At 61.4% G+C, this 15190-nt stretch carries 16 protein-coding genes; 13 read left to right on the top strand and 3 right to left on the bottom strand.

The genetic code is table 11. The features are described 5' to 3' along the window. Window positions 1-12: 12 nt before the first annotated feature. Window positions 13-1470: an SLC13 family permease gene (locus ACFODV_RS15070; RefSeq protein WP_379760874.1), complete on the bottom strand. Its 1458-nt coding sequence runs from the start codon at window positions 1468-1470 to the stop codon at window positions 13-15. A 205-nt stretch (window positions 1471-1675) separates the two neighbouring features. Here ACFODV_RS15070 and cysQ point away from each other — a divergent pair, with 205 nt between their 5' ends. The 10 genes from cysQ (at window position 1676) to ihfA (ending at window position 11322) form a co-directional block, all read left to right on the top strand. Continuing rightward, entirely contained in the window at window positions 1676-2512 is an 837-nt protein-coding gene (gene cysQ / locus ACFODV_RS15065) for a 3'(2'),5'-bisphosphate nucleotidase CysQ (RefSeq protein WP_379760872.1), read from the top strand. Between the two features lie 65 nt (window positions 2513-2577). Further along, window positions 2578-3045, top strand: coding sequence for a DUF2489 domain-containing protein (locus ACFODV_RS15060; protein WP_379760870.1), 468 nt, complete (start codon window positions 2578-2580; stop codon window positions 3043-3045). Between the two features lie 269 nt (window positions 3046-3314). Next, on the top strand, window positions 3315-3971 hold the full coding sequence (locus ACFODV_RS15055; RefSeq protein ID WP_379760868.1) for an OmpA family protein: 657 nt from the start codon (window positions 3315-3317) through the stop codon (window positions 3969-3971). A 225-nt stretch (window positions 3972-4196) separates the two neighbouring features. Further along, on the top strand, window positions 4197-6095 hold the full coding sequence (thrS, locus tag ACFODV_RS15050; protein ID WP_379760866.1) for a threonine--tRNA ligase: 1899 nt from the start codon (window positions 4197-4199) through the stop codon (window positions 6093-6095). 33 nt (window positions 6096-6128) lie between these two features. Then, window positions 6129-6668: a translation initiation factor IF-3 gene (gene infC / locus ACFODV_RS15045; protein WP_290785864.1), complete on the top strand. Its 540-nt coding sequence runs from the start codon at window positions 6129-6131 to the stop codon at window positions 6666-6668. Window positions 6669-6791: 123 nt separating this feature from the next. Next, window positions 6792-6986 (top strand): 50S ribosomal protein L35, encoded by a 195-nt coding sequence (gene rpmI, locus ACFODV_RS15040; RefSeq protein WP_290785855.1) that lies wholly within the window; start codon window positions 6792-6794, stop codon window positions 6984-6986. Between the two features lie 35 nt (window positions 6987-7021). Next, on the top strand, window positions 7022-7375 hold the full coding sequence (gene rplT, locus ACFODV_RS15035; protein ID WP_379760864.1) for a 50S ribosomal protein L20: 354 nt from the start codon (window positions 7022-7024) through the stop codon (window positions 7373-7375). Between the two features lie 119 nt (window positions 7376-7494). After that, window positions 7495-8514, top strand: coding sequence for a phenylalanine--tRNA ligase subunit alpha (pheS, locus tag ACFODV_RS15030; protein WP_379760862.1), 1020 nt, complete (start codon window positions 7495-7497; stop codon window positions 8512-8514). 33 nt (window positions 8515-8547) lie between these two features. Then, window positions 8548-10929: a phenylalanine--tRNA ligase subunit beta gene (gene pheT, locus ACFODV_RS15025; protein WP_379760860.1), complete on the top strand. Its 2382-nt coding sequence runs from the start codon at window positions 8548-8550 to the stop codon at window positions 10927-10929. A gap of 90 nt (window positions 10930-11019) precedes the next feature. Beyond that, window positions 11020-11322: an integration host factor subunit alpha gene (gene ihfA, locus ACFODV_RS15020; protein WP_379760858.1), complete on the top strand. Its 303-nt coding sequence runs from the start codon at window positions 11020-11022 to the stop codon at window positions 11320-11322. Window positions 11323-11457: 135 nt separating this feature from the next. On the opposite strand, the gene ACFODV_RS15015 is transcribed toward ihfA, so the two are convergent. Next, window positions 11458-11667, bottom strand: coding sequence for a DUF2788 domain-containing protein (locus tag ACFODV_RS15015; protein ID WP_379760856.1), 210 nt, complete (start codon window positions 11665-11667; stop codon window positions 11458-11460). 178 nt (window positions 11668-11845) lie between these two features. On the opposite strand from ACFODV_RS15015, the gene ACFODV_RS15010 reads away from it, so the two are divergent. Continuing rightward, window positions 11846-12310 carry a flavodoxin domain-containing protein gene (locus ACFODV_RS15010; protein ID WP_379760918.1) on the top strand — a complete coding sequence of 155 codons (465 nt, stop codon included), beginning with the start codon at window positions 11846-11848 and terminating at the stop codon, window positions 12308-12310. 1 nt (window position 12311) lies between these two features. Beyond that, on the top strand, window positions 12312-12677 hold the full coding sequence (locus ACFODV_RS15005) for a hypothetical protein (protein WP_379760854.1): 366 nt from the start codon (window positions 12312-12314) through the stop codon (window positions 12675-12677). Window positions 12678-12775: 98 nt separating this feature from the next. Here the strand turns inward: ACFODV_RS15005 and ppnN are convergent, their stop codons facing one another. Next, the gene (ppnN, locus tag ACFODV_RS15000) at window positions 12776-14137 is read right to left on the bottom strand and encodes a nucleotide 5'-monophosphate nucleosidase PpnN (protein ID WP_379760852.1); all 1362 of its coding nucleotides are present in this window, start codon (window positions 14135-14137) and stop codon (window positions 12776-12778) included. 98 nt (window positions 14138-14235) lie between these two features. On the opposite strand from ppnN, the gene ACFODV_RS14995 reads away from it, so the two are divergent. Beyond that, on the top strand, window positions 14236-15150 hold the full coding sequence (locus ACFODV_RS14995; protein ID WP_379760850.1) for a LysR family transcriptional regulator: 915 nt from the start codon (window positions 14236-14238) through the stop codon (window positions 15148-15150). Window positions 15151-15190: the final 40 nt, after the last annotated feature.

Raw genomic sequence — 15190 nt, 5'->3', positions numbered from 1 at the left:
CAGGTCACCAAGCTACCAGAAGGCCACTAACAGGAAATAAGCCATCAGGGTCACCAGCACGGTACTTATCAGATTGAGCGCGAAGCCGGCGCGGATCATCGACTGGATCTTCATGTGCCCCGTGGCAAAGACAATGGCATTGGGTGGCGTGGCCACTGGCATCATGAAGGCGCAGCTGGCGGCGATGGCGGCAGGCACGGTAATCAGCAGCGGCGAGATGTCCAGTGACAGGGCCAATGCTCCCAGAAGTGGCAGGAAGGCTGCGGCGGTGGCGGTGTTGGAGGTAACCTCGGTGAGAAAGATGATCACTAGAACTACCACGCCGATCATGGCCAGCAGAGGGAAGGTGCCGAAAATGGCAAGCTGTTCGGCGATCCAGTTGGCAAGCCCGGTGCGGGTGATGGTTCCTGCGAGGGCCAGGCCGCCGCCGAACAGCAGCAGGATGCCCCAGGGCACTTTCTGGGCCTCCTCCCAGATCATCAACCTACCACCGTCGCCCTGGCCGCTGGGCACCAGGAACAGCACGATGCCAGCGGCGATGGCGACGCCAGTATCGGAGAGCCATGGCAGACCAACGTCATTGAGCAGCGGGCGAAATATCCATGTCATTGCCGCCAGAGCGAAGATGATCGCCACGCGCTTTTCGGCAGGGCTCATTGGGCCGAGTCTCGACAGTTCGTTGCTTACCATGCCGGCGCTGTCTTCGCCGGCATCAAGGCGGAAACCTCCGCGGGTCAGCCACCACCAGGCCGCGGCCATCATGGCGATGCTGATGGGCAGGCCGATAACCATCCACTGTGCGAAGCCGATGTCGATGCCACGATCCTCGGCCAGGTAGCCGGCCAACAGGGCGTTGGGCGGTGTCCCGATCAGGGTGGCGACGCCACCGATGCTGGCGGAATAGGCGATGGCCAGCAGCAGGGCAGTAGCGTAGCGCTTTACCTCGTCGGAATCGCCGTCGCTTAGCAGGCTGATGACCGACAGTCCGATGGGCAGCATCATAATGGCGGTGGCGGTGTTAGAGACCCACATGCTCAGAAAGCCGGTGGCGATCATGAAGCCGCCTATCTGGCGACGGGGCTGGTGGCCCACCAACTTAAGCACCTGCAGTGCCAGGCGGCGGTGAAGATTCCAGCGTTGCATCGCGATACCTAGCAGGAAACCGCCCAGGAAGAGGTAGATGATCGGATTGGCGTAGCTGCTGGTTGCCTCGCTCATGGTGCCCAGCCCGAGGGCGGGAACCAGCACCATGGGCAGCAGCGAGGTGATGGGGATGGGCACGGCTTCGGTGGACCACCAGGTAGCCATCAGTAGCGCTAGCCCCACGCAGGCCCAGGCGGCCTCGCTCATGCCGGCCGGAGGCGGCAGAGCCAGAGTGGCCAACAGCAGGACGGGCCCTAGCCACAGGCCGATGCGGCCGGCGGTAGAGGAACCGTCCCCCTTTTTGTTAGCGTCGGGTCTCTTGTTCATGCATGACTCCATCAGCGTTTGGCACCGAGGGTGGTGCGAAGAGGGGGCAGATAACGCATAGCTTATTACATTAGTTATCGCCGGTTTTCAGGGGCCAGGTATCCGCCTTTTAGCTACTGCTGTGCCGGGGTATCTCGCCATGGCAGCCTGCAAGCGGCTATGTCAGTGTGGTCAACGAACGTATGCCCGCCAAGGAACTCCCCCAATGCCCAACGTCGTCCCATTGCCCGATCTCACCCAATTGATTGGCCTCTGCGAGCAGGCCGGCCGCGCCATCCTGACGGTTCGTGAGGCGGGCTTTCGCGTCGACGCGAAAGCCGATGCGTCGCCCGTGACGGCCGCGGATCTTGCCGCTAACGAAATTCTAGTAGCGGGCCTTGGAGCCTGCTCGACGTTGCCCATTCTCTCCGAAGAGGGGCCTGCGGTTTCCTGGAGGGAGCGTCGGCAATGGCGACGTTTCTGGCTGATCGATCCGCTGGACGGTACCCGCGAGTTTGTTGACGGCTTCAATGACTTTACCGTCAACGTGGCCCTGGTCGAGGAGGGCAGGCCTGCGCTTGGCGTGGTACATGCGCCGGCATCGGGTATCAGCTGGGCCGGAACGGTCGGGAAGGGGGCCTGGCGCTGGCAAGAAGGTGAGCCGCGGGCGATTCGTGTGGCACCGCGCTGGCCGCCAAGGTTACTGGCCAGCCGTGCCCATCTAGATGCTACTACCCGTGACTGGATATCGGCCATTCCTGGGACGCAGCTTGAGCGCTGTGGAAGCTCGGTAAAGTTCTGTCGTATCGCCGAAGGAAAAGCTGACCTCTATCCTCGCTTCTCGCCGACGTGCGAGTGGGATACTGCCGCCGGTCAGGCGGTACTCGAAGCGGCAGGAGGGGCGGTGCTTGCCGCCGAGACGCTTGAGCCGCTTCGCTGCCAACAGGGCGAGAGTCTGCTTAATGGTCACTTTATCGCCTGTGCATCAGGGGCCTGGAGAGATCGCCTGGCGGCCGTGGCACATCGCGCGGTTTGGAATGAACGAAAACCGTCGGTAGAATGAACTTCTACGTCAGTTATACAGACATATTTTAAGAGTTAAATTTTTTCACAATCGCGAGACCCCTGATGACGACAACGACAGCGCTAGTTTTGACCGGCATTGGCCTGGTGATCATCACCGGCCTCGCCGCCTATGCCTACACACTTCGCAAGGAGGTGCTTCGCCGGCAGGCCTTTCGTGAAGACGAGGAGCGTCGCGCCCGCGAAAACTGTCTCGACAACCTGGAGATGGTGGCCTCGTCACTTCTTCAGGAGCAGGTGGAGGTCACCGAGGCTGCCTGGCGCTGCAAGGTGCTGCTGGAGATTCTCGATCCGCGTTTGATGGAGCGGGAATCCTTCCGTCCCTTCGGCGAGGTTCACGAACGCACCCGCCATTTGAGTACCCACCAGGCACGCAGTGAGCTGACGCCCAAGGAACGCTTCAAAGAAGACCGCGAGCGTCTCGCCGTGGAAGAGGAATTGCGAGAGGCTGTCCGCAGCGCTGCCACCGCAGTACTGGAGTTCAGACGAAATTGGCCGGCCAGCCTTCATTAAATGAAAGATATTACTCGGACATTTTCGAACACTGTGCGTATACTGCACCGTTCTGCTAAGTTCATAACATGGCGATTGAAAGACCGGGCGAGCTGCCGCAAGCTGAACCCGTGTCGAGCATTGTCGATGCTGTTTATGTGGCGCGGCAAATCTGGCACGGTCGCAGCGGAGCTGACTCCGCGGCGCCCAATCGTCGGGATCATCTGGGAAGGTGTTGCACCTGCAGCCTGTCCTGGAATCAAGTAAGAAAAAAGCGAAGGAGTTACACAATGAAGAAATCCACGACTGGCTTGCTGCTCGGTTCTGCTTTGGTGGTCGGCCTGGCAGGCTGTGCTACCCCCAACACCAGCCCCTCTTCCGATCGCCCCTGGTACCAGCAGCCGGTAACGTGCGGTATTGCAGGCAGCCTGATCGGCGGCGGCATCGGCTTTGCCACCAGCGGCAGCTCAGATGAAGAAGAAGGTGCTGCTACCGGTGCCGTTGCCGGTGCCGCCATTGGTGCTCTGCTGTGTGCCGATCGCTCTCCGGCCCCGGTAGCCGAGCCCGAGCCGAGGCCTGCGCCCGCTCCTGAGCCCGTGCCTGAGTTCGAGCCGGTGACTCTCTCAAGCGAAGTCAACTTCGCGTTTGACTCATCCGAACTGCGTCCGCAGGCCGAGATGACGCTGGATGAAGTGGCCCGTCGCCTGCGCGAGCACACCGACGTGCGCATCCGCATCGAAGGTCATACCGACTCCAGGGGCTCCGACCAGTACAATCAGAACCTTTCCGAGCGTCGTGCCAACTCCGTGCGCAGCTACCTGGCCAGCCAGGGCGTCGCCGGTAACCGCATGATTGCTGTCGGCTACGGTGAGCAGCGCCCGGTTGCCAGCAACCAGACCGACGAGGGCCGTGCCCTGAACCGTCGTGTCGAGATCGACCGTCAGTAATCGATTGTCGTGAATCGGGCGAGCCATCGCCCTACCAGCAGGGGCGCCTTCGGGCGCCCCTGCTGCGTTGTGGCACGGGCGTTGGTGATGTTGCGCTGGGTGCAAGGCGCTGTGTGGTGGCGTGCCGCGCCTCGACTCTGGTATGGTAGTGCCCGCTTTTCTATCCCTGTTCACCGCGACATGTGGTCTTTCGTATTGGCCACCACTGCGCACAAGGATTCCTTGATGCCAATCGTGACCCTGCCTGACGGCAGTCAGAGAACCTTCGACAAACCGCTCACCGTGATGCAACTGGCTGAGGATATCGGTCCGGGACTTGCCAAGGCCTGCGTCGCCGGCAAGATAGACGGTGTGGCAGTAGATACCGCCGACTTCATCGAGCGTGACGCCGAGGTGGCCATACTCACTGCTCGTGACCCCGAGGGACTGGAGGTGATACGTCACTCCTGTGCTCACCTGGTCGGTCACGCCGTCAAGCAGCTTTATCCCGAGGCCAGGATGGCCATCGGTCCCGTCATTGACGATGGCTTCTACTACGATATCGATTTCGGTCGCTCGGTGACTCCCGAGGACCTCGAGGCCATCGATACCCGCATGCAGAAGTTGATCGAGCGGGACTACGATGTGGTACGCGAATATGTCGATCGCGATAAGGCGATGCTTGCCTTCTTGCATCGCGACGAGCCTTACAAGCAGGAGATCGTCCGCGAGATTCCTGAAGGCGAGGCCATTCGTCTCTATCATCACGAAGAATATGTCGACATGTGTCGGGGGCCCCATGTCCCCAATACACGGCACCTGAAAGCATTCAAGCTGACCAAGCTGGCTGGCGCCTATTGGCGCGGTGATGCCTCAAAGCCGATGCTCACCCGCATCTACGGTACCGCCTGGCCCGACAAGAAGCAGCTCAAGGCCTACCTCAAGCGACTCGAGGAGGCAGAGAAGCGCGATCATCGCAAGCTGGCGAAGAAGATGGACCTCTTCCACCTTCAGGAAGAGGCGCCAGGCATGGTGTTCTGGCACCCTAACGGCTGGACCATGTACCAGGCGCTGGAGCAGTACATGCGCCGCGTACAGATCGAGAACGGCTACCAGGAGATCAAGACGCCCCAGGTGGTCGATCTCTCGCTGTGGAAGAAGTCCGGCCACTGGGGACACTACAGCGACCTGATGTTCACCACGGAGTCCGAGAAGCGCGAGTACGCGGTAAAGCCGATGAACTGCCCCTGCCACGTGCAGGTCTTCAACCAGGGTCTGAAGAGCTATCGTGACCTGCCGCTGCGTCTGGCCGAGTTCGGCAGCTGCCATCGCAACGAACCTTCCGGTTCCCTGCACGGCCTGATGCGAGTGCGCTCCTTCACCCAGGACGATGCGCACATCTTCTGTACCGAGAAGCAGATCCAGACCGAGGCCGAGAATTTCATCGCGCTGACTCTCGAGGTCTACAAGGAATTGGGCTTCGATGACGTGGAGCTGAAGCTCTCGACCCGTCCCGATGATTTCCTCGGTGAGCCAGAGATGTGGGATCGCGCCGAGGCGGGCCTCGAGGCCGCACTCAATGTGACCGGTCTCGAGTGGGACCTGCAGCCAGGGGAGGGTGCTTTCTACGGCCCCAAGATCGAGTTCTCCCTGCGCGACTGCCTCAACCGTGTCTGGCAGTGCGGCACCCTGCAGTTGGACTTCAACCTGCCGGGCCGACTGGGGGCTCAGTTTGTCGACGAGGATGGATCACGAAAGACGCCGGTGATGCTACACCGCGCGATCCTGGGTTCCTTCGAACGCTTTCTCGGCATTCTTATCGAGCACTATGCCGGGGCCATGCCACTGTGGCTGGCGCCCCAGCAGGCGGTGATCCTCAATATCACCGATGCACAGCGTGATTTTGTGCTGAATCTCGAGCAGCGGCTGCAGAAAATTGGCCTTCGCGTCAAGGCGGACTTGAGGAACGAGAAGATCGGCTTTAAAATCCGCGAGCATACGTTGCAGAAGGTTCCCTATCTCCTCGTAGTGGGGGATAAGGAAGTCGAGGCCGACTCGGTGGCCGTGCGAACGCGCACCGGCGAGGATCTAGGCACCATGCGGGTCGATGACCTCATCGAGCGTCTGAACGCCGAAATCGGCTGACGACATCGTCAATCGTCTTAAGGAGACTGAGCGATCAAGCGAAGCAACCCAAGAGGGCGCGTCCAGGATAAGCGCCCCCCGATGAACGAGCGCATTACCGAGGATCAGGTTCGCCTGATCGATAGCGACGGCGAACAGCTGGGCGTCGTGCCCACCAGTGAAGCACTGGAGCGAGCCGAAGCCTCGGGAATGGATCTCGTACAGATATCCAATGCCGATCCAATCGTCTGCAAGATCATGGACTACGGCAAATTCGTCTTCGAGCAGAAGAAGCAGAAGTCCGCTCAGAAGAAGAAGACGAAGCAGATTCAGGTCAAGGAAGTTAAGTTCCGGCCTGGCACCGACGAGGGTGACTATCAGGTCAAGATGAAAAACCTGATTCGTTTCCTTGAAGGTGGCGACAAGGGCAAGGTCACGCTGCGTTTTCGCGGACGTGAGATGGCGCACCAGGACCTCGGCCGCAAGCTGATGGAACGGATCGCCGCCGATCTCGATGAGATCGGGACCGTGGAGGCCTTTCCTAAGATGGAAGGGCGCCAGATGATCATGATCATCGCCCCGAAGAAGAAGTAAGCGAAAAAGAAAGTAAGCGAAAGAGAAAAAGTGATCCGTGGGCCAGTTCAACGGGCAGTGGATGTTATCACCCACCGTCGGCCTCGGGTTTTCTGAAAAAACCTCGTAATGGAGTGTTCTTCCATGCCGAAGATCAAGACCAATCGCGGCGCAGCCAAGCGTTTCAAGAAGACGGCTAACGGCTTCAAGCACAAGCAGTCGTTTCGTAGCCATATTCTGACCAAGAAGTCCACCAAGCGTAAGCGTCAGTTGCGTGGTATGAAGCAGATCCATGACGCCGATAAGGCGCTCATCCAGCGGATGCTGCCTAACCTGTAACCCTTGGTAGACCCTTTTTTCGTCAGGAGTAAGCTATGACTCGTGTCAAACGTGGCGTTGTCGCCCGTCGTCGTCACAAGAAGATTCTCAAGCAGGCCAAGGGTTACTACGGTGCCCGTAGCCGAGTGTTCCGCGTTGCCAAGCAGGCCGTCATCAAGGCTGGCCAGTACGCGTATCGCGACCGCCGTAATCGCAAGCGTCAGTTCAGGGCTCTGTGGATTCAGCGAATCAACGCCGGTGCTCGTCAGCACGGTCTGTCCTACAGCCGCTTCGTGGGTTGTCTGAAGAAGGCGGGTATCGAGATTGACCGCAAGGTCCTTGCGGATCTGGCTGTCAACGAGAAGGCCGCCTTCGCTGCCATCGTCGAGAAGGCCAAGGCTGCCCAGTAAGTGATCGCGTCATATGCGGTGACTCGGCTCTGGCCGATCGACCGTTGACGTTGCAGGGGAAGAGCAGCCGCTCTTCCCCTTTTTCTTGACTACTGATATTCGAATTCGGAGCGCAACGGATGGACCACCTTCCCACTCTGGTCGCCGAGGCCCGGCAGGCGATCCAGGCCGCCGAGACCATTCCGGCCCTGGAAGAACTGCGCGTGCGCTATCTCGGCAAGAAGGGCGAGATCACCGCGCTGCTCAAGGGGCTCGGCAAGTTGTCTGCTGCCGAGCGTCCGGCCGCCGGTGAGCGCATCAACCAGGCCAAGCAGGCTCTTGCCGAGGAACTGGAGGGGCGCCGTGCGGCCCTGGAGAAGGCGGCCCTGGAGCAGCGGCTCTCTGCCGAACGCCTGGACGTGACCTTGCCCGGCCGCGGCCAGATCGACGGCGGCCTGCACCCGGTCACCCGAACCTTGGAGCGCATCGAGGGGCTGTTCACCCGCATTGGCTACGATGTCGCGGTGGGGCCGGAGATCGAGGATGACTATCATAATTTCGAGGCCCTCAACATTCCGGCCCACCACCCGGCCCGCGGCATGGCAGATACCTTCTACTTCGATGCCACTCGCCTGTTGCGCACCCACACCTCGCCGGTTCAGGTGCGCACCATGAAGGAGGGCAAGCTGCCGATTCGTATCGTCTGTCCGGGACGGGTCTATCGTAGCGACTCCGACCTGACCCACACTCCCATGTTTCACCAGGTGGAGGGGTTGCTGGTTGACGAGGATGTCAGCTTTGCCGACCTCAAGGGCACCATCGAGGACTTCCTGCACGCCTTTTTCGAGCGTGACGATCTGTCCGTGCGCTTCCGTCCCTCCTACTTCCCCTTTACCGAGCCCTCCGCCGAGGTCGATATCCAGTGCGTGATGTGCTCGGGCAAAGGGTGCCGGGTCTGCTCCCACAGCGGCTGGCTCGAGGTGATGGGCTGCGGCATGGTCCACCCCGAGGTGTTCCGCCATTCCGGCATCGATACGGATCGCTACACCGGCTTCGCCTTCGGCATGGGCGCCGAGCGCCTGGCCATGCTGCGCTATGGCGTAAACGATCTGCGCATGTTTTTCGACAACGACCTGCGCTTCCTGCGTCAGTTTGCCTGATCTCCCTCGCACCAGCAGAACACAGGATTTGTCATGAAATTTTCCGAACAGTGGCTGCGCGAGTGGGTGTCACCGCAGCTTGACACCCAGGCATTGGCCGATCAGATCACCATGGCAGGCCTCGAGGTGGATGCGGTGGACCCTGTGGCGGCGGCCTTCGATGGCGTGGTGGTGGCGGAGGTGCTGGAGAAGATTCAGCACCCCGATGCCGACAAGCTCAACGTCTGCCGTGTCGAAGACGGTTCCGGTGAGCCGGTTCAGGTGGTCTGCGGCGCCCCCAATGTGGCGGTGGGCCAGAAGGTGCCCTTCGCTCGGGTCGGTGCCGTGTTGCCGGGTGACTTCAAGATTCGCAAGGCAACACTGCGTGGCCAGGAGTCTCGAGGAATGATCTGCTCTGCGTCGGAGCTCGGTCTTGAGGAGGAAACCTCACCCGGGATCCTCGAACTGCCGGCGGACGCCCCAGTGGGTGAGGACTTCCGCGGCTGGATGGGCCTCAGCGATCACACCATCGAGGTGGACCTCACGCCGAACCGCGGGGATTGCCTGAGCCTCAAGGGCATGGCTCGCGAGGTGGGTGTGCTCAATCGCCTGACGGTGACCTGGCCCGACGTCCAGCCGGTGGCCGCGACCCATGACGAGATTTTTCCGGTGCGCGTCGAGGACGCCGAGCACTGTCCCCGCTATATCGGTCGTTTGATCAAGGGGGTGGACGTTACCGCCGAGACCCCGCTGTGGATGGTAGAGCGTCTTCGCCGCAGCGGTATACGCTCCATCGATCCGGTGGTGGATGTCACCAACTACGTGATGCTTGAGCTCGGTCAGCCGCTGCACGCCTTCGATCTTGCCAACCTTCACGGTGCGGTAGTCGTGCGTCTGGCTCGGGTGGGTGAGCAGCTGGTATTGCTGGACGGTCAGAAGGTGGCGCTGACCGATGGCACGCTGGTGATCGCCGACGAGCGTGGCCCCTTGGCTATCGCTGGGGTGATGGGCGGCGAGCACTCCGGTGTGGGCGCCGAGACTCGCGATATCTTTCTTGAGTCTGCTTTCTTCGCTCCCCTGGCGATAGCCGGTCAGGCGCGTGGGTACGGGCTGCACACCGACGCCTCTCACCGCTTCGAGCGCGGCGTGGACGCTGAGCTGGCTCGAGAGGCGGCCGAACGCGCCACGGGGCTGCTGTTGCAGATCACCGGCGGTGAGCCCGGTCCCCTGGTCGAGGTGGCAAGCCACGAATACCTGCCCGCTGAGCAGCGCGTTCATCTGCGTGCGACGCGTCTCGAGCAGGCGCTGGGTAAGGCGTTGCCGGCCGAGGAGGTCACCGAGATACTCCAGCGGCTGGGGATGGCGGTGGATGTCGATGATCAGGGATGGCGGGCCGTGGCGCCGAGTTGGCGTTTCGATATCGTCATCGAGGAGGACCTGATCGAGGAGGTGGCGCGTATCCATGGTTATAACCGTCTGCCGGTTCGTCGCCCCCAGGCTCGCCTTGAGCTGCGCCCGGACCATGAGGCTCATACTCCTCTAGGCCGCCTTCGTCGTCAGATGGTAGCTCGCGGTTTTTACGAGGCAGTGACCTACAGCTTCGTGGCTCCAGAATTACAGGGGGCGCTGCTGCCCGAAGCCGTTTCGCCGGTACTGGCCAATCCCATTTCCGCCGACTTGTCGGTGATGCGGGCAAGCCTCTTCCCCGGTCTGGTGCGGGCGCTTGAACATAACCTTAACCGTCAGCAAACCCGCGTACGCCTGTTCGAGACCGGCTTGGTCTTCCGCGGTGAGCTCGATGACCTGCAGCAGTTGCCCATGCTGGGAGCGCTCGTGTGTGGTTCCCGGGAGCCGGAGGGCTGGTCGGCGAATCGTGAAACGGTGGACTTCTTCGATCTCAAGGGCGACCTGGAGAGCTTGCTCGCCATGGGTGGCGAACCCGATGTCTGGCGCTTCGAACCCGCCGAGCATCCGGCACTGCATCCGGGCCAGTGCGCACGAATCCTGCACCGCGGAGAGGAGGCCGGCTGGATCGGCACTCTGCACCCGGCGGTCCGTGCTCGGCTGGGACTGAAGCTGGATGTCGTGCTGTTCGAGGTGCGTCTGGATACTCTGACCCACGGCCACGTGCCCGCCTTCACCCCGCTGTCTCGTTTCCCGGAAGTGCGTCGCGACCTGGCTTTCCTGGTTGATGAGCACCTGCCGGTGCAGGCGCTGTTGGATACCCTTCGCGGCCAGGCCGGTGAATGGCTTACTGAGAGCCACCTGTTCGATGTGTATCAGGGAAAGGGCGTGCCGGAAGGGCGCAAGAGCGTGGCACTGGGCTTGACCTGGCAGCATCCTTCGCGCACGCTGAATGACGAGGAAATCAATCAGTTGGTCGATGCCATCATCACTGAGTCCCGGCAGCACCTCGGTGCCGAACTTCGCGGATAAGCTTCGCGGATAAGCGGCAAGGATGATCCAGAGAGTCGGGCAGGGGAGTCGGCAACGGCCATGAGGCGGACGCCACACGAGGGAGTGAACATGGGTGCACTGACCAAGGCCGAAATGGCCGAGCATCTGCACGCCGAGCTGGGTCTCTCCAAGCGCGAGGCCAAGTCCATGGTAGAGGCCTTCTTCGAGGAGATCCGCGCCTGTCTGCGCGAGAATGAACAGGTCAAGCTGTCCGGTTTCGGAAATTTCGACCTGCGCGACAAGCGCGAGCGCCCTGGCCGTAATCCCAAAACCGGTGAGGAGATCCCGATCTCCGCTCGGCGCGTCGTGACCTTTCGGCCGGGGCAGAAGCTCAAGAGCCAGGTGGAGGACTACAGCGGCGTTATTCAATGATGGCAGCATGGCTGTCAAACGGCTGTCAAACGGCTGTCAAACGCAGAACGCCACCTCAAGAGGTGGCGTTCTGCGTTATGGCTTGGAGGCACTGTTCGATCATGAATCCGCCGGTCTGAGTTCACGCTTCTGGCATCATACCGAACCGCCGCTCTCCAGAAACCAAGTGATCACCACCTTGAAAATATAACCCATCATGCCGGCGCCCAGCACGATGAATAGCATCAGGGTGCCGAAGCGGCCGGCGTTAGACTTCTTCGCCAGGTCCCAGATGATGAATCCCATGAACAGAATCAAACCGCTGATCATGATCGGGGTGATCCAGGCCTCGAATATCTGCAGCATGTCGCCTCCGTGCAAGGAGTAGGAAAGCCCCAGTATCATACTAGGTCTCTCGGTAGACGGGCAGAATTCTACGTGCGACGAAATGCCCTGGTCATCCCTCGGTCATGCGTCGGTGATGATGCGGGCCGGCAATGAGGCGTGTTAAAATCCGAGTAGAATTCTCAGGTAAATCCAGGATATATCCATGCTCAAGATCTTTGTCGGTACCATGTATGGCGGCGCCTTGGACGTCGCTGAGCAGGTCAAGCCGCTGTTCGAGGAGGCCGGCTATTCTGTCGCCATCTACGACAACCCCACCCTGGAAAATCTCACCGGGTCGCCTACCGATCTGGCGCTGTTCTGTGTCTCCACGACCGGCAGCGGCGACTATCCAGGCAACTTCGTGCCCTTCGCCCGTTCCATCGCCGAGAAGAGCCCTGAACTTGGCTCACTACGCTACGGCCTGATTGCGCTGGGCGACAGTTCCTACGGCGATACTTTCTGTGGCGCCGGACGCCAGCTCGATGAGCTGCTGCAGGGGCAGGGGGCACGTCGCCTGGGTGAGCGGCTGGAGGTCGACGCCATGGAGACCTTCATGGCCGATGACGCTGCGCTGCCCTGGGTTCAGGAGTGGATCGAGTCACAAGCGCTCAAGGTGGCCTGAGATGGGGACAAAGCCTACCCCGGAGCGGATCAGCCTCATGTTGGGCATGGTGGTTCTGATGATGTCGACCATTCCTCGCTTCCTGGTGGGGGGGCATGACAACCGTTTCAATCTGATTCTGATCGCTCTGGTCGTGGTGGCCGGCGTGGCGGTGGCCAGCTGGCGACAGCTGGAAGCCGAGGCGCGCTTGCGGCTTCCGCGCCTGATGGGACGCCTGGGCATCTGCATGGCGGCCGGCCTTGCCGGCATGGGCCTGTTCCATACGTTTTCCACCGACTTCATCGGTTGGGAACTGCTGATCGCCCACGGAGCCACTCTGGGCTTGCTGCTGCATGCCCTGTCGCTCTGGTTGAGAGCGCCCGCCTGATCGAGATCCTAGCCGGAATGACATGGAACAAGACGCTACGACACGGGGGCAGCATGCCGACCTGGCATGCTGCCCCCTGATTACGTATCCCTTACGTCTTACCCCAGCGTGTAGCAGGGCACGTAGTTGTCAGAGAGTTTCATGCGTCCCTGGGCGACGAAGGAGTCGAGGAGCTTGTCGAGGCGAGACATCAGCTCCGCCTCGGCTTTCAAGTGAAAGGGCCCGCGGGCCTGGATGGCACGGATGCCCTGCTCCTTGACGTTGCCGGCGACGATGCCCGAGAAGGCGCGACGCAGATTGGCGGCAAGCTCATGAACCGGCTGGTCGCGGTGAAGTGCCAGCCTGGCCATGGCCTCATGGGTGGGGTCGAAGGTCTCCTGGAAGGGACGGTCGATGGTCAGGCGCCAGTTGTAATAGAAGGCGTCCTGGCGGCTTCGGCGGTATTCAGTGACCGAATCGATGCCCTTGCGCATGGCGCGCGCCACCTCGGTGGGGTCGTCGACGATGATGCGATAGCGCTCCCTTGCCGCCTCGCCCAAGGTGTAGGTCAGGAACTCGTCGATGCGTGCGAAGTAGTCCGCACTGTTGGCCGGCCCGGTGAAGATCACCGGCAGCTCCATGTCGACGTTGTCCGGATGGAGCAGAATGCCGAGCAGGTAGAGGATCTCCTCTGCGGTGCCCACCCCGCCGGGGAACACGATGATCCCGTGGCCCAGGCGCACGAAAGCCTCCAGACGCTTTTCGATATCCGGCATCACCACGAGTTCGTTAACAATGGGGTTGGGCGCCTCGGCGGCGATGATGCCCGGCTCCGAGACGCCTAGATAGCGTCCCTCTCGGCGGCGCTGCTTGGCGTGGGCCACGTTGGCGCCCTTCATGGGGCCCTTCATGGCGCCAGGGCCGCAGCCGGTGCAGATGTCCATCTCGCGCAGGCCCAGGTGATAGCCCACGTCCTTGCTGTACTCGTACTCCTCCCGCGAGATGGAGTGCCCCCCCCAGCACACCACCAGGCTGGGGTCGCGGCCCGGCTTGAGGGTGCCGGCCTTGCGCAGAATATGGAAAACCGCGTTGGTGGTGCCCTCGGCGGTCGTCAGGTCGAAACGCTGGTGGCCCTGTATCTCGTTGTAGACGTAGACGATATCGCGCAGTACCGAGGATAGGTGCTCGCGAATCCCGCGGATCATCTTGCCGTCGACGAAAGCTTCGGCCGGGGCATTGGTCAGTTTGAGCCGGATGCCGCGGTCCTGGGGTATCACTTCGATGTCGAAGTCGTGGTAGGTCTCCATCAGCGCCACGCTGTCATCGGTGGGAGAGCCGCAGTTGAGCACTGCCAGTGAGCAGCGTCTCAGCAGATCATGGAGCCCGGCCTTCGAGGTGTCGTGAAGGCGGCTGATCTCGTGCTGAGAGAGGATCTCGAGGCTTCCTTCCGGAGAGATGATGCTGGAGATGGTATCGGGCATTGAGGCGTCCTTGTCACGGATGTCGTCTCCGCCGATGCTATCACGGCTACTTGTCCGCCGGTGCTACAATGGGGCGTTAAACCGCCATCTGGCCTGTCATGTTCAACGCGCTCTACTTTCGCACCTTCATCACCCTGGTCGAGACCGGCAGCTTCACCCAGACGGCGCGGCGTCTGGAGATGACCCAGCCCGGCGTCAGCCAGCATGTGCGCAAGCTCGAGCAGTATCTGGAGAAGCCGCTCCTGGAGCGCCACGGTCGCAGCTTCACCCTTACCGAGGCGGGGCGGCGGGCTTATGACTATGCACTGAAGCTGTTCGCCGACCACGAGCAGTTCCGTCACTCTCTGGATGCCGATTCGCTGTTCTCGGGTGAGTGCCGCCTGGCCTCGCCGGGTAGCGTCGGGCTGGTGCTCTATCCTTTCCTGCTTGGGCAGCAGCAGATGTTCCCCGGCCTGACTGTCAGCTACAGCTTTGCCTTCAACCACGAGATCGTCCAGGACGTGCTGGCCGGACGCTTTGATCTGGGCATCGTCACTGAAACGTCGCGCCAACCGGACCTGAAGGTGATGCCCTGGCACCGTGAGCCCCTGTGTCTGGTGGTGCCAGCAGATTTCGCGGGCAGTGGACTTGCCGAGCTGATGGGAATCGGCTTCATCAACTACTTCGATGGCCTCAACCACGCCAGCGCGCTGCTGCGCAGCAACTTCCCGCAGGAGTTTCGTTCCATGAGCCACTTCCGGAAACAGGGTTTTACCAATGAGGTGGGGATGGTGCTGGATGCAGTGGCACGAGGGCTCGGGTTTACGGTGGTCTCGCGGCTGGTGCTGGAGACCTCCCCCTGGCAGCGTCAGGTCAAGGAGTTGGATCTGCCGGTGGCGGTTCACGAGACTCTGCACCTGATCACCCGTGCAGGAAGCGAGTTGCCAGCCCGCTATGTTCGCTTGCTAGAAGACTTTCGCGAGCAGCGCCGGCAGGTGCTGTCCGGCTTCGGGGAGCCACCGGCGACGCTCTGAAGGATATTGCTGAGACCAGCAGCCCCGCCATCTGGCGGGG

The organism is Halomonas tibetensis, from assembly GCF_042643535.1.
GTDB classification, from domain to species: domain Bacteria; phylum Pseudomonadota; class Gammaproteobacteria; order Pseudomonadales; family Halomonadaceae; genus Halomonas; species Halomonas tibetensis.
The sequence above is the reverse complement of the archived record's forward strand: the minus strand, read 5'-3'. Positions and strand labels throughout refer to the sequence as shown.